Source organism: Halobiforma nitratireducens JCM 10879, from assembly GCF_000337895.1.
Classification (GTDB): domain Archaea; phylum Halobacteriota; class Halobacteria; order Halobacteriales; family Natrialbaceae; genus Natronobacterium; species Natronobacterium nitratireducens.
The window spans coordinates 1-20555 of the sequence record NZ_AOMA01000048.1; the positions used below are offsets into that span (position 1 = coordinate 1).

Sequence of the window (20555 nt, forward strand, 5' to 3'; positions counted from 1 at the left end):
TTCAAAGTACGTATTGGAAACTCGAACTGGAGTGTCGAAGGTGGGCTGATTCCAAGTTGTCGGATTCATCCTGCGGCTAAAGCCGCAGGTATTCTCCTTGATTTCGTATAACTCGCTCACCAGTCGGTCACTGCGTAAGGCTGCAGGGAAAGACCACTCCGCATCGCCGTCAACGCTGGTTCGCTCGTGTTCGACATCGACGAACTGTATCTCGACCGCCAGGGGCTCCTCGGTGAGGGGATCGATCGCCGCCACGAGCCGTTCGACCAGGTCCGTCCGTGTTTCGGTGTCGGGACCGTCGATCGTGATCGCGATTCGGTCGACTGACCGTACGGGATAGTCGTCGTCCAACTCGACCGACACCGAGTTGGCGTCGTACGGGGCGTAGGCCGGGTCTTCTAGCACCGCATCAGTCTCCGTCGCAACGTCGGACTCGAGTTGTGTCGCTTCCAGTTCGACGAGTGTAGCACCGAGAAGCGGCACGAGCAAGAGGACCATCGCCGCGCCGAGGATCGTCACGAACGCGATCGTTCGCCGCCGCGCAGTCGTGACGGCGAACAGCCCGGGGGGTCGGTACCCCCCGATCCAGAGCGTGAGCAACGCGGCGAGGTTGATCGACAGGGCGTTGACGAGGACGAGGACGGTCGCCCCTGCCGCTGCTCCGTACATGCCCCAGGCGAGCGCGACGCCAACTGCCGCGGCCGGTGGGATCAACGCGGCGGCGATCATCACGCCGACGATCGCCTCGGACAGCTCCCGCGTGAGACTCAGGATGCCTGCAACGCCGGCTCCGAGGGCGATCAGGAGCGCGAGGAGGTTCGGAGCGACCCGTTCTTCCAGCTCCGCGACGGCTACGATATCGATGCCCGCGGGCTCGAGCCCGGCCATGCGGGCGAATCCCGCGAGGACGATCGAGCCGAGGACCGCGATGGCGATGCCGCTGCACTGGTAGGAGAGGCCGGTCGAGCGGAGAGCGTCGTCGTCGACCACGATACCGACGCTCGCGGCCAGCGCGGGCCCGATTAGCGGCGCGATCACCATCGAACCGACGACGACGGCGGGCGAGTCGAGCAACAGGCCGCTGGTCGCGACGACGGCGCTTATCAGCGTCATGGCCGCGTACACGGAGAACGTCGGCGTCAGCCCCGCCGCACGGGCCTGCAACTCCTGTCTCGAAATCCGACCCCCGAGCGACTCACCCCGACCGTACTCCGATCTGAGCGTCGCGAACTCCTCTGAGACGACGGTCTCGGCGTCGATGACGACGACCCGAACGTCGTCACCGATCCCGGCCTCGGAGAGTCGATCGAGGACCGATTCGACGGCGGTACTCGGCAGCGGGAACCGAACCGTCGCGGTGTACTCGCGTGCACTCACTTCGTCGCTGACCGCGTAGTCGATTCCCTCGTCGTCGAGAATCTCGAGGACAGCCTCCTGCCGTCCTGCAGGGATCATGACCTCCAGATAGCGCACGGGGGCCGCTACTGTAGACAGTCACATACCAGTTGTCGGCGTTCGGTGGAGAGTCGCCACTCGGTGACAGTCGCGGGTCGCGATCAGTCGCGAGGAGAGCGACGAGGCGGTAGAGAGTGGTCACGACGGGTCGGTGCCGGAAGGGACTGGCGAGGAGCTCCCTTAGCGTTTCAGTTCGGTCGCGATCGCTTCCATGTCCGCCTCCGACTCGACTTCCTCGAGTAACTCCTCGCGTTCACGGACGTCTTCCGCGTTGGCACCGTACGCACGGACGTACTCCGCGCGGCTGTGTTCGTTAAAAGCGTGGCGGATCGCCAGATAGCCATCCGGAACGACGGTCCCACAGACTTTACACTCCCGGCGCTCGTGATCGGTCGCCTGATGGACCACGGCCGACTCGACGTCGGCGAACACCTCACCGCAGCCGTCGATTCCGCATTCCCAGGCCATTTAGGGGGAATCGGTGGGCCGACCTAATGATCTTTTCGTCGTCAGATCGTCCCGAGATAATCGACCGGAAAAGCACGGTAGTTCCGCCTCTGGCCGCCAACCGCTCGATCAGGACCGGCAGTTCACGAATCAGAACCCCTAACTCACCCCTCCCGTAATCCCACCGTGTGAGCGAGAGGGACGGCGATGGCGACGGAGACGCCGACGGAGACGCCGATACCGACGGCAACGCTCCGCCAGCAGGCGGTAACGCGGCGTCCGCGACCACGGCTACGCCCGCCTCGCGGGTCGACTGTCACGTGAAGGTACTCAACGACGACGTCGTCGATCGAGCCAAACGTGCCGGACTGGACGCGATCGTCTATGCACCACATTTCACCCGGCTGCCGGACATCCGGCGAGAGGCCGAACGGTACTCGAGCGAGGACCTGCTCGTCGTTCCCGGTCGAGAGGTGTTCACCGGGCCCTGGCACGAGCGCAAACACGTCCTCGCGATCGGGTTGACGGAGCCGGTGCCCGACTTCATTCCGCTCGAGACCGCGATGGACGAGTTCGACCGACAGGACGCGACCGTCCTCGCACCTCACCCGGAGTTCGCGACGGTCAGTGTCACCGCGGCCGACGTTCGCCGGTACGCGGACCTGATCGACGCGGTCGAAATCTTCAATCCGAAACACCTCCCGTCCCACAACAGCCGCGCACGGGAGATCGCGGAGTCACTCGAGTTGCCGCCGTTTACCTCCTCGTACGCGCATCTCCCCCGGACGGTCGGGGTCTCCCACACCGCCTTCGACGTCCCGATCGAGACGGAGGCCGACCTCCGCAAGGCCCTCGAGGACGGTGTCGCCCGGCGGGTCGTCTACAGAAACGGCCTCCAGCGGCTCGCGACGACGGCGGGCGAACTCGGCCATCTGCTGTACGAGAACACGTGGAAGAAAGGCGACCGACTGTTCCTGTCCGGGATCGAGCCGACCCATCCCCGCCACATCGCTTACGACGGCCGGTTCGATGACGTTTCCGTCTATTAACCGCGCCGATACCGTCTCGTCGAGACTACGCCCGAGCACGCTCGAACCGCGAGACCAGTCACGCGTCGAGCGGCTCTATTCTCCAGCGGCGTCGGGCCCGGGATCGATCCTCGAGAGCGTCGCCTCTACCCGGTCCCAGTGGCTGCCACGCCAGAAGAACTGACCGCAGCTTCGACAGCGCCGGAGTTCGAGGTCCCGGCGACGGTTTTCACCGCTGTCGTCGCTGTCGCCCCCAGCCGTTCCCATCCCCCGTCGGTGCCCGTCGTTTTCTCCAGCCGCCGATCCTGGAGCGCTGACGGGCGTCGGAACGTAGTTCGGTATCTCCCGTCCCGCACGCGCTTCACTGGCGGGGCTGGTTGCCTCGAGCGTGCCGTTGCACCGTCCACAGAACTGTGGCTCGTCCGCGAGTTCGAGGGGGACGCCCGCGGCTGCAAGCTCCTCGAGTTGTGCCTCGACCTCGCGACACTCGAGCAGGATCAAGCCGGGGTCCGACGCCGCCCGGTTCGCGAGCGCGACATCCCGCGTCACGAGCGTTCTGTCCTCCGCTCGTGTAGCGGCGAGGACGGCGTCGTCGGCTTCGAGGTCGCGATCGCCGGCGTAGACGGTGTCGTGGTTACACATCCGGAGGTAAGAGACGAGCCCGCCGCACATGACGTCGAGGAGGAATCGCATGGGTTTTGGTCTGGTTTTCGTTTTCGCTTTCGCTCTCGATTTCGATCTCGATCTCGATCAGTGGAGGAACGCTCGCAACTCCTCGCGGTCCCAGGCGTTGATCACGTCCGCCGGTTCGGCCCAGCCGCGGCGGGCAGTGTGGACGCCCCAGCGCACGAACTCGAGGGTCGTCGTCCGGTGAGCGTCGGTGTTGACCGCGATCGGCGCACCTTCTTCGATGGCGGCCTGGACGGCACTGCCCCACAGGTCGAGTCGGCGGGGGTTGCTGTTGACCTCGAGAGCAGTACCGTGTTCGGCTGCAGCTCGGCCGAGTTCGGCGGCGTCGAACGCGAGGCCGGAGCGTTCGTTGAGCAGCCGTCCGCTGGGGTGGCCCAGCACGTCGACAGCCGGGTTCTCGATCGCGCGGACGAGCCGTTCGGTCGCTGTCTCGGCGTCCTGGTCGAGGCCGCTGTGGGGCGAGGCGACGACGACGTCGAGCGCGTCGATCACGTCCTCTGAGAGGGCGATCTCGCCGCTGGCGTCGACGTTCGCCTCGATCCCCGCGAAGACCTCGATCTCGGTGTCGGCGTCGACCTCGCGGACGACGTCGACCTGCTCTAGGATCTCCTCGTTCGAGAGCCCCATCCCGCCGACGACGCCGGGGCCTTCGGCGTGGTCTGCGATCCCGAAGAACTCGTAGCCGCGTTCCGCTGCGGCCGCGACCATCTCCGCAACGGTGTCGTTACCGTCCGACCACTCGGTGTGGGTGTGGAGATCACCGCGGATGTCGTCCCGGGTCAACAGGTCCGGGAGGTCGTCGGTTTCGGCGGCAGCGATCTCCCCGCGATCCTCCCGGAGTTCCGGTGGAATCGCCGGGAGCCCGAGGGCTTCGTACATCCCTTCCTCGGTATCGCCCGCCACGCGGTCGCCGACGCGTTGCCCTTCCTGGGAATCTTCGAGGTCACTGACGTCGAACGCGCCGTACTCGTTTAACTTCATCCCGCGGTCGATCGCGTAGTTGCGAAGCCGAACGTTGTGGTCTTTGCTCCCCGTGAAGTACTGCAGCGCGGAGCCGAACTCCTCGGGTGCGACGACCCGGAGGTCCACCCGGATCTCGCCGATGCGGACGCTCGCCTTCGCCGGACCCGACTCGATTTCGCTGTCGACGGAGCCCCAGTCGACGAACGCCTCGACAACGGCTTCCGGCGAGTCGGTTGCCGCAAGCACGTCCACGTCGCCGATCGTCTCGCGCCAGCGACGGATCGAACCAGCGACCTCGCAGCGCTCGACCGTCTCGAGGTCTTCGAGGTAGGCGAGCACGTCGTCCGCGAGCGGCCGCCCCTCGCCGAGCAGGTGACGCTGGCCGACCTCGCGGGCGAACTCGAGGTTGTCGCGGATGTTCTGCTCGGTCTTGGGGCCAAAGCCCGTGACCTCCTGAATCTCCCCGGCCTCGGCGGCTACCTCTAAGTCGTCCAGGGTCTCGATGCCGAGTTCCCGGTAGAGTTTCCCGGCCGTTTTCGGGCCGACGCCTTCGATCCGGGTTATGTCCGCGATGTCGATCGGCAACGCCGCGCGTAGCTCCTCGAGTTCCTCGATCCCGCCGGTCTCGACGTACTCGACGATCTTCGAGGCGATGGCGTCGCCGACGCCCTCGATCCCCTCGATGGCTTCGCGGTCCCCGTCGGCGACGTAGTCCGCGATCGGCGTCGGGTGCGACCGGACGTTCTCGGCCGCACGCCGGTACGCGCGGGGCTTGTACTCGACGCCGTCGGCCTCGAGTAGGTCGGCGAACTCCTCGAACCGGCCGGCGATTTCGGCGTTGGTCGCCATCTAGCGCCCCCTCCGTTTGCCCTGGTCGTCGTCCCGTCCTAGCGCCTTTTTTAGGAACGACATCCAGCGTTTGCGGTCCTGGGCCTGCTGGGCCTGCTGCTCGCGCTCGAGGTCCGTCGACCCGAGACTCTCGAGGGCGTTCAGCGCACGGTCGATCCCGATGATACTGCGTGCAAGGTCCTCGCCTTTCTCGCGGGGAATGTCCCCCTCCTCGATCCGCTCGAGGCGCTCGAGCCGTTCGCGACGCAGGTTCTTCTTGGCCTGCTCGACGCGGTCGCGCTCACCCGGCGGGACCGTCTCGCGGCGTTTGATCTCGAAGACGAAGGTCCGGAGGTCGATCTCTTCCCCCTGAACCTCGATCGTCTCCGGGATATCCGCGCCGACGGTCGCGCCCTCGCGCTCGACCCGCTCGAGCAGTTGCTTTCGCTCGTACTCTTGCACACCCGAATGTGGGGCCCGGGGAGCCAAAAGTGTACAGTACGTGGCGAGTCGTCGTTCCGGTGACCGTCGGCCCGCCATCCGAAAGAGAGACGTTTTTACACCTCGTTGACGAATCGGACGCGATGAGCGATCCCGAGAAAGACGAACGCAGGGACGAGGCAAGCGGGGCGGGACACGCGGGAACGGGTTCGACTCGCTGGTTCGACGCCGTCGACGCTCGAGTGCTCCTCGCGGGTACGCTCCTGGTCGGCGTCGCTATCGGCACGGTCGCCGTCGGCGGCTTGTCGTTCTTAGACGAGTCCCCACCCGATCCCGAAATCGAGTCCGTCGAAATCGTCGACTCGGGATGTTACGAGGACGTCCGTGCATACACGAAATCGAGCAGTAGCGGGGTCTGGGTCGGCACGATCAACGAGACCTCGAGACATACCGAGGTCTCCGCCCAAATCCGTCGAACGTCACCGGACGATGCGACGGTCGCCGCGTATCGGGTATACGTCGAGACGCACAACACGACGACCGAGTCAGACGAGTGTCCCGGACAAGTTCTGTACCGCGTCGAGTACGACGCGCCGTATCCCGACGCTGCAGATGCGGTACGGACCGAACGGTATCGCGATGATGACCTCCGTGGGTGTGGCTTTTCGACCAGTGGGCCGGACGCAGGCTGTCTCCAGTTACGGGAAGACCGGCCTGTCCACTACTCCAACGGAACCGTCACACACGAATCGCTCTGACTCGGCTGCCGTGCTATGGTAACAACTGCAACGATTTGCACACTGATCGCCGATCAGTCTGGCGAGCAGGTACGCACTGACTTGCAGTGGCTATAGATAGTGCCCCAGTCACCTCCGACTCACTCGGCCTCGAGGCGACGCGAACCCCAAATCCCTTAGCGACGCCCCACTTACCCCAGCCCAATGGCCCAGTGCGACGTGTGTGGGAAAGACGAAAATATGCCGTACAACTGTCGGCACTGTGGCGGTACCTACTGTGCCGACCATCGGCTCCCGGAGAACCACAGCTGCTCCGGGCTCGAGAACTGGAACGATCCGAGCGGGGTGTTCGACAGCGGCTTCGACGACAGCGTCCAGGCCGGTAGTTCGGGAACGTCGAAGTCGGTCGGCTCGAGGGCCCTCGACGCGCTGCCGATCGATACCGGTCCCGGTGGCCCGCTGGCGTACTTCCGCGGGAACATGACGTACACGTTCCTCGCGTTGATGTGGCTCACGATGGCGGCGCAGTTTCTGGCCTACGCCGTCGGCGGCGTTGGACTGCACGATTATCTGTTCACGCTCTCGTTAGCCAACCCCGAACACGTCTGGACGTGGATCACGTCGATCTTTGCGCACTCGCCGTTCTTCATGCCACTGCCCGAAACGACGATATTTCACATCATCTTTAACAGTATCGTGATTTTCTTCTTCGGGCCGCTAGTAGAGCGTTATACCGGGTCTCGAGACTTCGCGATCCTGTTTATTGTCAGCGGCGTACTGGCGGGACTCGGACAACTCGCAGCCGTGGTCGTCTTCGGAGACCCCACGTTCGGTGCGAGCGTGCTCGGTGCCAGTGGCGCAGCACTGGCGATTCTGGGCGTCGTGACGGTCTTGAACCCTGACCTCCGAGTGTACTTCTTCTTCGTCATCGAAATGCCGATCAAGTACCTCACGATCGGGACGGCGATCATCAGCGCGCTCCTGATCGTAATCGGTGCGCCGGGCGGCCTCGGAATCGCCCACGGTGCACACCTCGTCGGTCTGCTCGTCGGCGTCGCCTACGGCGAGTACCTCAAGCGGAACAAGAACATCCGAACGCCGAATCAACTGCAGATGGGGCCTGGTGGCCCCGGTGGCCCGGGTGGTCCCGGCGGGCCGGGTGGTCGCCGTCGGTTCTGATTCCAATCGCAACGTCGCATCACAACCCTACAACTGATTTTCTCATGCCGGCAACGGTTCCGTATTCATGAGCGATCCGCGCCCCGATCTCGCGCCCGAACCCGGCCTCTCGCGCGACGACATGGAAGCCCTCCAGAGCGAAATCGCCGACGCAGCCGTCTTCGCGGACGACTTCTCGTTCGATGTCGACGCCGTGACGTCGTCGCGACGAGACGACCGGCAGTCCACCCAGACGACCCTCTCGGAGTCGTCGACACCGGCCACAAGTTCCGACGACGACCAGACGCTCGAGAACCCACCTATCGTCGCCGGCGTCGATCAGTCCTTTCTCGGCGACGACCGCGCGCTCTCCGCCGTCGTCGCCATGCAGGCTGGCGAGGTGATCGAGCGCGTCCACGCCGTCACGCCCCTCGAGATACCCTACGTCCCCGGCCTGCTGGCGTTTCGCGAAGGTGGGCCGATCCTCGCCGCACTCGAGGAACTGTCGATCGACCCCGATCTCCTGTTGTTCGACGGCAGCGGCCGCATCCACTTCCGGCAGGCCGGCATCGCGACCCACATCGGCGTCGTTCGCGACGTACCGAGCGTCGGCGTCGCCAAGAGCTTGCTCTGTGGGGAGCCCATCGCCGACACCGAGGGGCTGGCTGCGGGCGAACGGGTTCCTATCGAGGCCGACTCGAGCGTCGACGCGTCAGCGGGGACCTTGCTGGGCTATGCGGTCCAGACCCGCCAGTACGACTCGCCGGACCGGCACATCAATCCGCTGTACGTCAGTCCGGGACACCGGGTCGGGCCGGAGACGGCAGCCGCTCTCGTCCAGGCGCTCGCGTCGACGTACAAGCTCCCGGAGCCCGTCCGGCTGGCCGACAGCTACGCGGAGGAAGCGAAGGGGCTCGTCGATTGATACGACCAGTGGATGTCGTTTCCGGCGCGACCGCAGACGAGAGCGATCGCGCGGGATATCTTACCGCATTCCGTACGAGCCGTTCGCTGTGGCTCGTCGGCCGTGTTGCGGGCGAACGACCGCTGCTCTCTCGGGACGACCGGTACCGCAGGGTGAATTTCAGGTCGGCGCGACAAACCGTCGATACTTAGGTATCGTCTCACGAACGAATCGCACATGGCTACCGCTGACGACGAGGGTACCGACGAGACGACCGGTTCCGTCGGCGACGATTCGGGCGGGGCGACCGACGACACCGCCGACGACCGCTACACCCGGAAACAGTCCGTCCTGATCACCGGCTGTTCCTCGGGAATCGGCCGTGCGACGGCCGAAGCCTTCCTCGAGGGGAACTGGCAGGTGTTCGCGACCGCTCGCGACACCGACGATATCGCGGACCTGGCCGACGCCGGCTGTACGACGTTCGAACTCGACGTTACGGACCCCGACCAGGTCGCACGGGCCGTCGAGCGTACCGTCGACATCGGCGGCGCGATCGATTGTCTGGTGAACAACGCGGGCTACGCCCAGATGGGCCCGCTCGAGGACGTCTCCACAGCGGACCTCCACCGGCAGTTCGACGTCAACGTCTACGGCCCTCACCGGCTCGTCCGTGCCGCCCTGCCGCATATGCGCGCCCAGGGCGCGGGTCGAATCATCAACGTCTCGAGCGCGGCCGGCCGCGTCTCCCTCCCCGGCTCGGGAGCCTACTCGGGGTCGAAGTTCGCCCTCGAAGCGATGAGCGACTCCCTGCGGACGGAGATCGATGAGTTCGGGATCGACGTGGTCGTCGTCGAGCCTGGCCCAGTCGAGACGAACTTCACGGACCGCGTCGACGAGGAGTTGCCCGAGAACGAACGGACACCGGCCTACGAGACGCTGTACGAACTGTACGACGAGATGGAGCTGATCGGCGGTGGGAAAGGCGGCCCCTTCGCCTCCGCGCCCGAAGATGTCGCCGAGGCGATCCTGACCGCGAGCACGACCCCGGACCCGCCGGCTCGGTATCCGGTCGGGCCGATCGCCCAGTACGGCGTCTACGCCAGGTTCCTGCCGGCTCGCATCCGTGATGCTGGGTACGCGTTCCTTCGAAAGCTCGTCTGAGAACGGCCGTCTCCCCCAACTCGCCCGCATCGACACCGCTCGAGCGCGACAGAACGTTCTTGATAGCGGAACGAAAACCACGGTATAAGCGTGCCCTCCGATTCAGACTCTCCGCCCGGCATCGTCGCCCTCGCGGATACCGTCTCGGACCTGCTGTACGGCATCGCCGGCTGGTCACTGGTACTGCTCGCAGTGATGATCGCCTTCGCCGGCGTTCAGGTTCTCGTCTCGCTCGAGACGGCCACGACAGCGGTGATCGGTGCGACGATCCTGTTCTGTATCGCGTTCGTCACCGCCGCGTTCGGTATCTTCGTCAATCCCCGGTTCCGACAGCGACTGGACCGTCGCCACGGCGTGACGACGTTCGGGCGCGTCCATAGCGTCGACCAGCGCGTCGTACGTCCCGAGGAAGACTGTCGCAACCAGTGTGTGTCCTGTCAGAGCCCAGTCAATAGAGGGCTCGTCCGGCGCTATCGCGAAGAGTACGCGTTCGCCGGCATTCCAGTGTATACGAGTTCAGTCGGGTACAATCACTACTGTCTCGAGTGTGCCTCGAGCGAGGTGGTCGGCACCGATCGTCGTGACCGACGAGACGCCGACCCTCCGCGCTCGACGGTCGACTTCGATCGCGGCGACGACGAGCGGGTTCTCGAGACGGAGTAGCGGCCGATCGATCTACCGGTTGTCGTTCGGTAGCTGGGTGTCTGGGAGGAGATGGCCCGCCGAACCGAGTCGGTACGCCTTCGTCGATCCAAACTCGGACCGGCTCGACGATTTCCGGACGATAGTACCCTACGTCCGAAACGCAGACGTGGCTCGATCGGTAGTTGTGGGATAGAACTATTTCACTGTCGACAATCCGTTCGACCATGTTCCGAGTACTGTTACCGATTGATGAATCGGAGTCGCGAGCACGCGAGCAGGCCGAGCGGATCGCCGAACTTCCGGACGCTGCGAACGCCGTCACGGTCGACGTTGTTCACGTCCACGGGGCTTCCGGCCCGGAAGCACCGACCTCGCCGAGCGGGAGCTTCGACCCGAATTCGGCGGCCGTTCAGGAGGACGTGACCGACCTCGAGTCGCTGCCGGACTCCATCGAGACCGCGACGGACCTGCTGGATGCCGAGGGCGTCGAGTATGCGGTTCACGAGGCGAGAGGGGACCCAGCGGAGGTAATCGTTTCCCTGGCCGAGAAGTACGAGAGCGACAGGATCGTTATCGGTGCCCGCTCGCAGTCGCCGGTCGGAAAAGTACTGTTCGGCAGCGTGGCACAGGCCGTCATTCTAGACAGCGACCGCCCAGTGACGACCGTCGTCGTGAGCTGATCGACTCGACTCGAGCACCGGCGGCGATCAATCGCTTGCGACCTGGCTGGCAACGTCTCCCGGCTCGTCGTCGCTCTCTGCGAGGATGAACTTGCCACCCGTGCATTGCCGTATGCGCCCGTCGTGCTGGAGCGCGAAACACCGTCGCTCGATCGTTGCAGGGTGGTCCCCTAACCGGTCGGCCAGCTGCGGAACCGTCGTGGGACCGGTTTCCGCGAGGGTCTCGAGGAGGGCCAGGTCTTGTTCGTCGGGTCGGTCCGGCGGTTGGTCGGTCGGCATTCAGTGTGGTAGGTGTTCACTCGGATAGGTATCAATCGCCGTCGCGGTTCTCAGTTACTGGGAGCGATGGTTCAGCAGGCCGTGTTTCGATTCCAAACGCCGGAGAACACGTCTACGGAACGGACGGTGGCCTCAGTCAGCGGTGCTCTCCGAGACGGGTTCTTCGACCGGGTCGTCCGCGTCGATGTAGCGGTCCTTCCAGGTGCCGCGTGCGAACCACGCCGCGCCGACGATTGCGCCGAGGATGTTGCCGACGGCCATCCCGACCCAGATTCCCGTCGGGCCCCAGTCGAAGATGAACACGAGGGTAAAGACCGTTCCCACCCGGCCGACCCACAGGGTGAGGATCGAGATGACCATCGCGGTCGTCGTGTTCCCGGCCCCGCGGAACGCGCCGAGCATCACCTGTGAGACGCCGATAAAGGCGAACTCGACCGAGCGAATCTGGACGTACTCGACCCCCAGGGCGATCGTCTCGGGAGCGTCGGGGACGTCGCCGAGGAAGACGCTGACGATCGGTTCGGTGAACGTCACGGCGATCACGGCGACCACCAACATTACGCCGGCCCCCGTCGAGGCCGCGAGCCAGGCCGACCGCGCTGCCCGGTCCGCTCGGCCCGCGCCGAGGTTCTGCCCGACCATCGTATCGATGGCCCGGCCGAGCCCCATCGCGGGGAGGAACACGAGCGAGATCAGCCGGTTGCCCAGCCCGTAGGCGGAGACGACCGGCGGGGAGAACGTGACGACGATCGCAGTCAGGGCGATCATCGCCAGCGCACTGGTCGACTGCTCGACCATACTCGGCGTACCGAGCCGAATGATGTCCTCGATGAACTCGAAGTCGGGCCGTAGATGCTCGAGATGGACGGTCGGGCCGACGCCGGTCGCGAACAGTATCCAGAGGCCGATCGCGGTCCCGACACCGCGGGCGACGACCGTCGCGATCGCTGCCCCTTCGATCCCCCAGCCGGCGAACTCGGTCGCGGCGTACAGGGTGTTCTCGAGGGCGGTCAGTCCGAGCCACCCGAACAGTGGGTTGTCCTGAAAGCCGAAGATGAAGACCGGATCGAGCACGACGTTGACGATCACGGAGACGACCATCACGAGCATCGGCGTCCGCGTGTCGCCGTACCCCCGCATCAGCGCGGAGAAGACGAAGAACCCGAACATCAGCGGCAAGCCGAGGAAGATGACTTCCATGTAGTCGGCCGCCAGCGGGATGACGGTCGCGGAGGTGTCCGGATCGCTCGGGAGAATCTCGAGGGCCGGTCTGGTGTAGAAGTAGCCGGCGATCCCGAGGACGACGGACAGAACGCTGACGAAGAAGACGGTCTGGCCGGCGACCATCCCGGCCGATCGATCGCCCTCCGCGCCGGTATACTGGGCGACGAGGATAGCCCCGGCGGTCGTAAAGCCGCCGGCGACGGCGATCAGCAGGAAGATAAGCGGAAAAGCGAGGCTGATCGCGCCGACGGCTTCGGCGGAGAGCCGCCCCAGGTACAGGGTGTCGACGACGTTGTAGGTGACCTGCAGCAACTGGATGACGACGATCGGCCAGGCCAGGTGAAAGAGCGGTTTGACGAGGCTCCCGCGGGTGATCGAACTCCCGGAGGGGAGGGAACTGACTTCCGACTCGGATTCGGCTCCCGATCCCGATCCCGATCTGGAGCCGGACCCGGAAGACCCGTCGCTACTCGTTTCGCCTTCGGGTTCGTCGCCGACGTGGTCGTCGTCGGGGTCGGAGGCTGGCTCTTCCGGACTCATCTATACGGATGCGATTCGGATTCGACAGCGTCCACCGACAGGAGGAAAGGAATCGATACTCGCGCGACCGCACGTCCTCTCGGGGACCGCCGAACCGTCTACTGACTAAATAGTCAGTCATGGACCGTAAAGCTCTTTCGAAGCGGTCGAGACGACGCCACAGCGGCCGCGATTGACAGTCACGCCCGGGTGAGTAACGCGGCAAAAGCCGTCCTCGAGAGGGAATCGACGGGGGACCGAAACAGTCGCCAGCGGACGCCGGCTACCGAAGACAGGCCCCGACGACCCCGAGCATCTCCTCGCCGCGAACTTCGTCCGCGAACAGCGGGACCCGTTTGACCTCGGGGCCCCGGAACAGCTCCTGGGCTTCGGCCAGCGCCGACTGCTGGACGTCCCACCGGCGCTGGCAGAACTCGCAGTCGTCTAGATTCGGCTCGAGGAACTCGGCCTCACCGTCGATCGCCACGTCGTCAGTTACGTCCGACAGCGGCTCCATGACTCGGTTGACTACGACCGTTCCCACGGGAATGTCGAACTCCTCGAGTTGTCCTCGCAGTCGTTTGGATTCGAAGACACTCATTTCTTCGGGAACGAGGACGATCCGGAAGTCCGTCCGTGCCGGGTCCCGCAGCGCCGCACGGAGCCGCTCGATTCGTTCACGGAGCACCTGCAGGTCCTCGAGATCGTCCGGGTCGTCGGGAACGTCTTCCCCGCCGCCGAACATCCCTTTCATGTTCTCGAACATCCCGCTGAGTCGCTGGCGGAACTGGAGGATGCGTCCGAGCATGGTGTCCATGACCTCCGGCAGCTCGAGCAGCCGAAGCGTGTGGCCCGTCGGTGCAGTGTCGACGACGACGCGGTCGAAGCGGTCGTCGTCCAGATACTCGAGCAGGAGTTGCATGGCGGCGGCCTCGTCCGCCCCGGGCATGGAGCCGCCAAACAGCGCGTCCATCGGGGAGTCGCCGCCGAGCATCTCGCCGAGGCCGCCGAAGGGGCCGCCACCGGCCCCCGAGCCCGTCTCTCCGAGGGAGCCGTCGTCGCCAGCGCCCATTCCCATGTCGCCCATCCCACTTATACCACCCGTATCGTCGCCGAGAAACGCTGCCTGACCGCGCTCGGCCGCCGCGTCGGGATCGATCTCGGCACCGTAGAGCGGAACGTCGTCTCGCAGTCGGGCGGGCTCGGCCGGGATGTCGGTCTCGAATGTGTCCGACAGCGAGTGGGCCGGATCGGTCGAGACGACGAGCGTGCGCACGCCTGCTCGGGCGCTGTCGAGTGCCGTTGCGGCGGCCATCGTCGTCTTTCCGACGCCCCCTTTCCCCCCGTAGAGAACGTAGTCGGGCCCGTCGATCGGGTCGTCCGTGGGATCGATGTCGACCGCGTCCCGTCGTCTGTCGGGCTCCTGGTCTCCCTCTTCGCCGACGGAGTCCGTCGGTGTCACTTCGATCGTGTTGTCGTCCGCCGATTCGGCGCTCGAACCTGCTTCGGTCTCGGCGTCGCCGTCGGTCTCCTCCTCGTCGACCGGCTCGACGTCGATGCCACTCATACCACCCCGTTTCCCGGCGGCACACGAGTATTCGTCGGTCTCGAGTGCCGGGTGACTCACTCGAAGTGGGTCGCCAGCCGCTCGGCCGCCTCTTCGACCCGCGGGGTCACCAGGGCAAACCGGACCCAGTCCGACCGGGAGTCGCCAAATGCCGTTCCGGGCATCCCCGCGACGCCGGTCTCGTCGATCAACTCGAAGACGTTCTCGAGTGTCCCCGGATACCCCTCGAACCGCGCCAGCACGTAGAACGCGCCCTCGGGCTCGGTGTACGCCGCGCCGGCCGCGTCCAGGGCGTCGGTGAACGCGTCGACGCGCTCGCGCAGCCGATCCCGGTTTCGCTCGTAGTACGCCGGTTCGGTCTCGCGAAGCGCCTGCAACACCGCGTACTGCGAGGGGCGACTGCCGGCAACGTTGACGAGCATGTGCCGGCTCTTCGCGTTCTCGACCAGTTCCGAGGGAAAGACGGCGTAGCCGACCCGGAACCCGGTAATTGCCAGCGACTTCGAGAAGGCGTTCGTGACGATTCGATGGTCGGAGTCGACCTCGAGTGCGCTCGCGAAGTTCCCGGAGAGGTCGAAGTGGTCGTACACCTCGTCGCTCACCAGGATCGCGTCGTACTCCTCGGCGATGGCGACGAGTTCGCGAACCGTCTCCTCCGGGTAGACCGCGCCGGTGGGGTTGTTCGGCGAGTTGGCGACGATCGCAGCAGTGTCCTCGCTTGCGGTCTCGCGAACGGCCGCAGGATCGAGTTGCCCGTCGTCGTCGGTCGCGACGTAGGTCTGGGTCCCTCCGAGCATCGTCGTTTTTCCTGGGTAGTAGGGGTAAACCGGGTCGGTAAGGACGATCTCCTCGCCACGGTCGCGCTCTAGCGCGCGGGCCATCGCGAGGTAGTTGGCCTCGCCGGCACCGTTGGTGACGACGACCTGCTCGGTGTCGACACCGCGTCGGGCGGCGATCTCCTCACGGAGATCGTCCAGTCCGGGACTCGGCGGATACTGGAAGGCGTCGGGCTCGAGGTCGGCGTACTCGTGAAGCCCGGCCCGAAGCGATTCGGGTGGCTCCCAGTCGGGGTTGCCACTGACCATGTCGATGACGTCCCCGTCGGCCTGCGAGGCGTACTCCATCACGCGGAAGAAAAGTGGCGTCTCGTACTCCATACGGTACTCTCCAGGCTAATCGTACGTCGGTCTTTCCGTTCGTCGGCTCGGGGCTGTCGCGGAAACGGGCGACCGGTCGGCCGCGCCCGCGCTTTGACAACCCTCGAGCGCGTTCGACCGCGTAGATGAACGACGACGTCGACAGGGAACTTCCCATGGCCGTCGCAGACGCGCTGCGGGAGACCGACGCTACTCTCGCGGTTGCCGAGTCCTGTACCGGCGGGCTAATCGGCGCGGCACTGACCGCCGTCCCGGGTGCGAGCGACTACTTCCACTCCGGCTCGACTACCTACGCCTACGACGCCAAACGCCGACGGCTGGGCGTCAGCCGCGAGTCGCTGGACGAACACGGTGCTGTGTCGGAGCCAGTCGCTCGCGAGATGGCTCGCGGCGTCCGCGACGTGGCCGACGTCACCTGGGGAATCGCTACGACCGGAATCGCCGGCCCGACCGGGGGCACCGAGGAGACCCCGGTCGGAACGGTGTACGTCGGCGTCGCGTACGCCGGTCCCTGGGGAAGCGAGTCTTCGTACTCGACCGTCTCCCGGTACGTGTTCGACGGCGATCGAGCCGAGGTCCGGGCCCGGACCGTCGACGCTGCGTTCGAGGACTTGCTCGAGGAAGTCGAACGGGTACGCGACGATGGCGCGGAAGCCGACGGGTGACGAGACACAGCAGGCGTCTCGAACCACGTGGCTCCGGCAGTTCACGGTCACCGAAACGGGACTGTTCCCCGAGAGGAAAGCTATTCAGGACTCGACTCACCAGTAGCGGGTAATGAACAAGCGAGGTCACGTTCTCAACGCCGTGTTACTCAGCATCGGGCTGGGATACCTGCTCGAGCCTGCCGGGAACCTCGAGACGTTCGAGACGATCGTCATGATCGGGGTGCCCGTCACGCTGGGGGCCATGGTTCCCGATATCGACACGGCGTTCGGTAAACACCGGAAGACGCTGCACAATCTCCCCTTACTGGTCGGTTTTTTCCTCTTCCCGGAACTGTTCGATAACCTCGAGTACGTCTGGATCGGCGTCCTCACCCACTACGTGCTCGACGTCGCGGGGAGCAAGCGCGGTATCGCGCTGTTTTACCCGGTCTGGAAAGAGGAGTTCGGCCTACCGATCGGCGTACCGGTCAGCAGCAACCGAGCGGACCTGATGACCGTGATCGTGACGGTCATGGAACTCGCCGTCGCCGCGGCGATCATCTACGAGCTTCCCCGACACGGGTTCGAACTGGCACGCCAGTCGATCGGGATCTAGGGGGTTCCGTGTGTCGGGACGCCTTTCAGACGTCTGTCCGAAACGATCCCCCGACGGAATTTCGCTTCGTAACTCCACGCTGATATCGAGGTCGCCGTCGTCGACGAGGCGCGTGTTTACCGTTGCCGTTCCGAACGAGCCACCCCGGTCGACAACGTGACTGCGTTCCTCGAGTTCGTCGACGACTTCTGGGCGCTGGGGCCGAACTCGGCGACGCTGACGAACTGCAGGGTCTGTCCCCCGGGCTGGGTGTCGACCTCGGAGTTACCGCCGAGCACGTATGGCTCCCCGTCGCGGGTCCCGAGAGCGGGATTGGTGGTGTCTCGAACCGTACCGCTGGGGGTCAGTCAGTTCGGGTCCATTCTCGAGCGAGAGCATTCGCAGCGGTTGTTGCTGTGGCTGCCAGTGTCGCCGACGACCTGGAACTGCGCACCGAGACTGGTGGTTACAGTCCCTGCTCGCCCATTACGCCACCTTTCTCACCCTCGAGTTCCGTTTGCCGATCGGTGTTCGCTGACTCGCGGTCGTGAGGGTATTCGTCGGGGTCGCCCTTGATCCGCATCGCGCGCAGGACAGTGACTGCAGCGAGGCCGAACAAAACAGCCGACAGATACCAGTAGCTCGTCCCGCCGAGAAACAGCGTTCCGGCGCTTGCAACGACACACAGCACCGCAGTGACGCCGTACTCGTTGAGGTCGGATAGCCGAGAAACCGACATACGATCGAAAAACACCTTTTTATTCAAAAAACCTTGCAAAATAGGCCGTCTTCGATGGATTCGGTGGCTACCCGACGGTTTCGAGAGACGGATTCGCCCGTGACGAACAGCCGGACTTCGGATGTCGCCACTCGAGTTCAGTCCCGGTTCCGGTTCGGTTCCCACTCGCCGCAGGCGTCCATGTCGTCCATTGCGGTCTCGTGGTAGGTGCAGTACGGCACCATGCCCGACGAGGAGCGGGCGTACTCGAAGTGCCGGCAGTTTCCACAGTAGCGGTCGGCCGGCTCCCGGTCGGCGTCGGTCTGTGGGTCCGGCGAGCCGACGATCTCGGCGCTGCCTGGACCCGTGTCGTTGGCGTCGAGCGGTGACGTAATGTCCGAGGCAGCCGATCCGCCGTCGCTCGTGGCTCGGTTCGTAGCTCCGATCCGGTTCGTCGACGACCCCTGCGACCCGGACGACTGCGTCCGTCCGTCGCCGGCGTTCGTCTGGGTCTCGACCTCGCCGTCCGGTGTCGATCCGAGAAAGCCAACCCCGCCGACGCCGGTCGCCGGTTCGTCGTCGTCCTCGACCTCGAGGACGGTCTGGTTCTTCCGGGTGACGTTCATCTCGAGCATGCCGCCGGGGTCGTTGCGCGTCTTGAAGTTGACGACGGCGGTGAACAGACACCAGACGGCCGTAAAGAGCCCCAGCAGGTAGATCGCCGACACCTCGAGGGTGAGCTGGTCGCTGCCGTAGCGCCAGTTCTCGGGGTAGGCGTACCAGAAGAGGCTCACACCGAGCAGACAGAGGCTGGCGCTGATCGCCGCGGCAGCCCGTACCCGTGGTCCGGCCGGGAGCACAATGAAGACGCCGACGAGCGCCGCCGGGACGCCCAGTCCTGCCAGAACGCCGGCGACTTGGACGACGACGAACTGGTCGGCTATCCCCCAGTCGACGAGGCCGATCGCGAGGCCTGCGAAGAAGTCCGTCGTCGCCACGAGGACGGCGACGATCGAGAGCGCCGCCCCGAGCAGTACAAGCGCCGTCCCTGCGTACAGCCGCCGGAGGCTCGTCACCTCTCGTTCCGCCCCTTCGTAAACCTCCGTCAGGCTTGTCATACCCGGGTCGTTCGACCTCCCGTCACAAAACGGTACGTCAGACACATCTCGAGAGTCGGAGAGGTGAGGCCGCTTGTAGTCATCCCACGGACCTGTCCGGATATGGCCCATGATAACGTGGGTAGAGAGAAGTTATTTATGTCTGCTCCGCGTCGCCAGGACTGTACCGGAAATAAGTTTCCGGCCTGTGTCGACGATGGAACGGAACACTCCCACCGCGACGGACGGGCTACTCTCCCGCGAGAAGAGCCGCTACCGGGATCGAACGACCGACTCAGCCGAGATGGCCGACGAGTTGCGGGAACTGGTACCGGCCGGCGTCTGCAGCACCTTCCGAGCCTACGATCCGCATCCCGTACACGCCGACCGAGCCGAGGGCACGTACCTCTTCGACGTCGATGGCAACCGCTACGTCGACTTCGCGCTCAACAACGGGGCGCAACTCGTTGGCCACGCACACCCGCGACTGACGGATGAGATTACGGAGCAGGTACAGCGGGGGACGCTCTACACACGCCCGAACGAACTGCTCGAGGCCGCGGCGCGACCCCTGATCGAGCGCTGGGAGGCGATCCAACAGGTCCGCTTTACCAACAGCGGCACGGAGTCGGTAATGCACGCCAGCAGGCTCGCACGAGCCTACACCGGCTGTGAGAAACTCATTCGGATGGAAGGTGCGTATCACGGCGCACACGACCCGGCGCTCGTGAGCAAGATGCCGCCTCTCGAGGCCGTCGGCCCCGCGGACGACCCGAACCCGGTCCGGGAGTCGAAGGGCGTCCCCGCCGACGCCGAGGACCAGCTCCTGTTGGCCCAGTACAACGACGCGGACAGCGTCGAACGGCTGTTGCGGGACCACGGGGACGAGGTCGCAGCGATCCTCGTCGAACCCGCCTGTCTCAACCTCGGGCTCGTCGAGCCGGAAAGCGGTTTCCTTCATCGCTTGCGCGAACTCGCCGACGAGCACGACGTGTTGCTGGTGTTCGACGAGGTGAAAACCGGCGTCAAGCTGGCTCCAGGGGGCGGGGCGGAGTACTACGGCGTCCAGCCTGATCTGGTCGCGCTGGCGAAAGCCATCGGCGGGGGATACCCCGTCGGCGCGTTCGGCGGCCGCCGCGAGATCATGCAACTGATCGCCGACGACCTCGAGGACGGGACGGCGACCGGTGCCGCCCACTACGGCACCTACAACGGGAACCCGCTCGCATTGCGGGCGGTCAGCGTCACGCTCTCGGAAATTCTGACCGACGATGCCTACGAGCGGATCGACGACCTCTCCGAGCGGCTGGCCGCGGGCTACCGCGGGATAATCGAGGACGTCGGCCTCGAGGCTCACGTACGACGCGCGGGCTCCCAGGGCATGGTCTACTTCACCGACGAGCGGATCAGCACGTTTCGTGACTGGAGCCGCATCGACGAGGAGTTCCACGAAGCGTACTGGCTGGGGATGGTCAACCGCGGCGTGTTCCCTCACCCACACGACGCCTCCCAGCAGTGGACCGTCAGCGTTCAGCACGACGCCGACGACGTCGACGCCCACCTCGAGGCGTTCGCGGACCTCGCCACTGATTTAGCCGCCGCCCAGCAGTGA

General features: G+C 65.3%; 21 protein-coding genes. 10 read left to right on the forward strand and 11 right to left on the reverse strand.

Annotated features, from left to right (window positions below; genetic code table 11):
* The coding region (locus C446_RS03510; protein WP_152419357.1) for a TIGR00341 family protein at positions 1-1473 on the reverse strand (1473 nt) is incomplete at its 3' end.
* A gap of 162 nt (positions 1474-1635) precedes the next feature.
* Positions 1636-1923 carry a DUF7565 family protein gene (locus C446_RS03515; protein ID WP_006671683.1) on the reverse strand — a complete coding sequence of 96 codons (288 nt, stop codon included), beginning with the start codon at positions 1921-1923 and terminating at the stop codon, positions 1636-1638.
* A gap of 299 nt (positions 1924-2222) precedes the next feature.
* On the opposite strand from C446_RS03515, the gene C446_RS03520 reads away from it, so the two are divergent.
* Entirely contained in the window at positions 2223-2951 is a 729-nt protein-coding gene (locus C446_RS03520; protein ID WP_049920009.1) for a PHP domain-containing protein, read from the forward strand.
* Positions 2952-3026: 75 nt separating this feature from the next.
* Here C446_RS03520 and C446_RS03525 read toward each other — a convergent pair whose 3' ends face one another.
* The 3 genes from C446_RS03525 to C446_RS03535 are packed head-to-tail and all read right to left on the reverse strand — an operon-like array spanning position 3027 to position 5873.
* A complete protein-coding gene (locus C446_RS03525; protein WP_006671685.1) occupies positions 3027-3623 on the reverse strand; it encodes a Mut7-C RNAse domain-containing protein in 597 nt (198 codons plus the stop codon).
* Between the two features lie 57 nt (positions 3624-3680).
* Positions 3681-5432 (reverse strand): DNA polymerase/3'-5' exonuclease PolX, encoded by a 1752-nt coding sequence (gene polX / locus C446_RS03530; protein ID WP_006671686.1) that lies wholly within the window; start codon positions 5430-5432, stop codon positions 3681-3683.
* Positions 5433-5873 (reverse strand): DUF5788 family protein, encoded by a 441-nt coding sequence (locus C446_RS03535; protein ID WP_006671687.1) that lies wholly within the window; start codon positions 5871-5873, stop codon positions 5433-5435.
* Positions 5874-5995: 122 nt separating this feature from the next.
* Here C446_RS03535 and C446_RS03540 point away from each other — a divergent pair, with 122 nt between their 5' ends.
* The 6 genes from C446_RS03540 (at position 5996) to C446_RS03565 (ending at position 11140) form a co-directional block, all read left to right on the forward strand.
* Positions 5996-6610: a hypothetical protein gene (locus C446_RS03540; protein ID WP_049920010.1), complete on the forward strand. Its 615-nt coding sequence runs from the start codon at positions 5996-5998 to the stop codon at positions 6608-6610.
* 183 nt (positions 6611-6793) lie between these two features.
* Entirely contained in the window at positions 6794-7768 is a 975-nt protein-coding gene (locus tag C446_RS03545; RefSeq protein WP_049920006.1) for a rhomboid family intramembrane serine protease, read from the forward strand.
* 67 nt (positions 7769-7835) lie between these two features.
* Positions 7836-8672, forward strand: coding sequence for an endonuclease V (locus C446_RS03550; RefSeq protein ID WP_006671690.1), 837 nt, complete (start codon positions 7836-7838; stop codon positions 8670-8672).
* 216 nt (positions 8673-8888) lie between these two features.
* Positions 8889-9815, forward strand: coding sequence for an SDR family oxidoreductase (locus tag C446_RS03555; protein WP_006671691.1), 927 nt, complete (start codon positions 8889-8891; stop codon positions 9813-9815).
* A gap of 90 nt (positions 9816-9905) precedes the next feature.
* Positions 9906-10478 carry a hypothetical protein gene (locus C446_RS03560; protein ID WP_006671692.1) on the forward strand — a complete coding sequence of 191 codons (573 nt, stop codon included), beginning with the start codon at positions 9906-9908 and terminating at the stop codon, positions 10476-10478.
* A 206-nt stretch (positions 10479-10684) separates the two neighbouring features.
* Complete coding sequence (locus C446_RS03565; protein WP_006671693.1) at positions 10685-11140, forward strand: universal stress protein; 456 nt, start codon at positions 10685-10687, stop codon at positions 11138-11140.
* A gap of 27 nt (positions 11141-11167) precedes the next feature.
* On the opposite strand, the gene C446_RS03570 is transcribed toward C446_RS03565, so the two are convergent.
* From C446_RS03570 to C446_RS03585, 4 genes are all read right to left on the reverse strand, one after another.
* On the reverse strand, positions 11168-11419 hold the full coding sequence (locus tag C446_RS03570; protein WP_006671694.1) for a winged helix-turn-helix transcriptional regulator: 252 nt from the start codon (positions 11417-11419) through the stop codon (positions 11168-11170).
* 132 nt (positions 11420-11551) lie between these two features.
* Entirely contained in the window at positions 11552-13183 is a 1632-nt protein-coding gene (locus C446_RS03575; RefSeq protein ID WP_006671695.1) for an MATE family efflux transporter, read from the reverse strand.
* Between the two features lie 262 nt (positions 13184-13445).
* Positions 13446-14729: an ArsA family ATPase gene (locus tag C446_RS03580; protein WP_049920011.1), complete on the reverse strand. Its 1284-nt coding sequence runs from the start codon at positions 14727-14729 to the stop codon at positions 13446-13448.
* A 56-nt stretch (positions 14730-14785) separates the two neighbouring features.
* The gene (locus C446_RS03585) at positions 14786-15886 is read right to left on the reverse strand and encodes a pyridoxal phosphate-dependent aminotransferase (protein ID WP_006671697.1); all 1101 of its coding nucleotides are present in this window, start codon (positions 15884-15886) and stop codon (positions 14786-14788) included.
* A 125-nt stretch (positions 15887-16011) separates the two neighbouring features.
* Between C446_RS03585 and C446_RS03590 the strand changes: the two genes are divergently transcribed.
* Together C446_RS03590 and C446_RS03595 are read left to right on the forward strand one after the other, a co-directional pair.
* Complete coding sequence (locus C446_RS03590) at positions 16012-16551, forward strand: CinA family protein (protein WP_006671698.1); 540 nt, start codon at positions 16012-16014, stop codon at positions 16549-16551.
* A 112-nt stretch (positions 16552-16663) separates the two neighbouring features.
* Complete coding sequence (locus tag C446_RS03595; protein ID WP_006671699.1) at positions 16664-17149, forward strand: metal-dependent hydrolase; 486 nt, start codon at positions 16664-16666, stop codon at positions 17147-17149.
* 445 nt (positions 17150-17594) lie between these two features.
* Here the strand turns inward: C446_RS03595 and C446_RS03600 are convergent, their stop codons facing one another.
* Together C446_RS03600 and C446_RS03605 are read right to left on the reverse strand one after the other, a co-directional pair.
* Entirely contained in the window at positions 17595-17867 is a 273-nt protein-coding gene (locus tag C446_RS03600) for a hypothetical protein (protein ID WP_006671700.1), read from the reverse strand.
* 137 nt (positions 17868-18004) lie between these two features.
* Entirely contained in the window at positions 18005-18964 is a 960-nt protein-coding gene (locus tag C446_RS03605) for a DUF7139 domain-containing protein (RefSeq protein WP_006671701.1), read from the reverse strand.
* Positions 18965-19160: 196 nt separating this feature from the next.
* On the opposite strand from C446_RS03605, the gene C446_RS03610 reads away from it, so the two are divergent.
* Entirely contained in the window at positions 19161-20555 is a 1395-nt protein-coding gene (locus C446_RS03610; protein ID WP_006671702.1) for an aspartate aminotransferase family protein, read from the forward strand.

Coding starts and splice junctions, on each gene's coding strand:
- C446_RS03585 (WP_006671697.1), bottom strand. CDS start 15,886: ATGGAGTACGAGACGCCACTTTTCTTCCGCGTGATGGAGTACGCCTCG.
- C446_RS03580 (WP_049920011.1), bottom strand. CDS start 14,729: ATGAGTGGCATCGACGTCGAGCCGGTCGACGAGGAGGAGACCGACGGC.
- C446_RS03605 (WP_006671701.1), bottom strand. CDS start 18,964: ATGACAAGCCTGACGGAGGTTTACGAAGGGGCGGAACGAGAGGTGACG.
- C446_RS03545 (WP_049920006.1), top strand. CDS start 6,794: ATGGCCCAGTGCGACGTGTGTGGGAAAGACGAAAATATGCCGTACAAC.
- C446_RS03575 (WP_006671695.1), bottom strand. CDS start 13,183: ATGAGTCCGGAAGAGCCAGCCTCCGACCCCGACGACGACCACGTCGGC.
- C446_RS03525 (WP_006671685.1), bottom strand. CDS start 3,623: ATGCGATTCCTCCTCGACGTCATGTGCGGCGGGCTCGTCTCTTACCTC.
- C446_RS03550 (WP_006671690.1), top strand. CDS start 7,836: ATGAGCGATCCGCGCCCCGATCTCGCGCCCGAACCCGGCCTCTCGCGC.
- C446_RS03570 (WP_006671694.1), bottom strand. CDS start 11,419: ATGCCGACCGACCAACCGCCGGACCGACCCGACGAACAAGACCTGGCC.
- C446_RS03515 (WP_006671683.1), bottom strand. CDS start 1,923: ATGGCCTGGGAATGCGGAATCGACGGCTGCGGTGAGGTGTTCGCCGAC.
- C446_RS03540 (WP_049920010.1), top strand. CDS start 5,996: ATGAGCGATCCCGAGAAAGACGAACGCAGGGACGAGGCAAGCGGGGCG.
- C446_RS03590 (WP_006671698.1), top strand. CDS start 16,012: ATGAACGACGACGTCGACAGGGAACTTCCCATGGCCGTCGCAGACGCG.
- C446_RS03600 (WP_006671700.1), bottom strand. CDS start 17,867: ATGTCGGTTTCTCGGCTATCCGACCTCAACGAGTACGGCGTCACTGCG.
- C446_RS03595 (WP_006671699.1), top strand. CDS start 16,664: ATGAACAAGCGAGGTCACGTTCTCAACGCCGTGTTACTCAGCATCGGG.
- C446_RS03610 (WP_006671702.1), top strand. CDS start 19,161: ATGGAACGGAACACTCCCACCGCGACGGACGGGCTACTCTCCCGCGAG.
- polX (WP_006671686.1), bottom strand. CDS start 5,432: ATGGCGACCAACGCCGAAATCGCCGGCCGGTTCGAGGAGTTCGCCGAC.
- C446_RS03555 (WP_006671691.1), top strand. CDS start 8,889: ATGGCTACCGCTGACGACGAGGGTACCGACGAGACGACCGGTTCCGTC.
- C446_RS03565 (WP_006671693.1), top strand. CDS start 10,685: ATGTTCCGAGTACTGTTACCGATTGATGAATCGGAGTCGCGAGCACGC.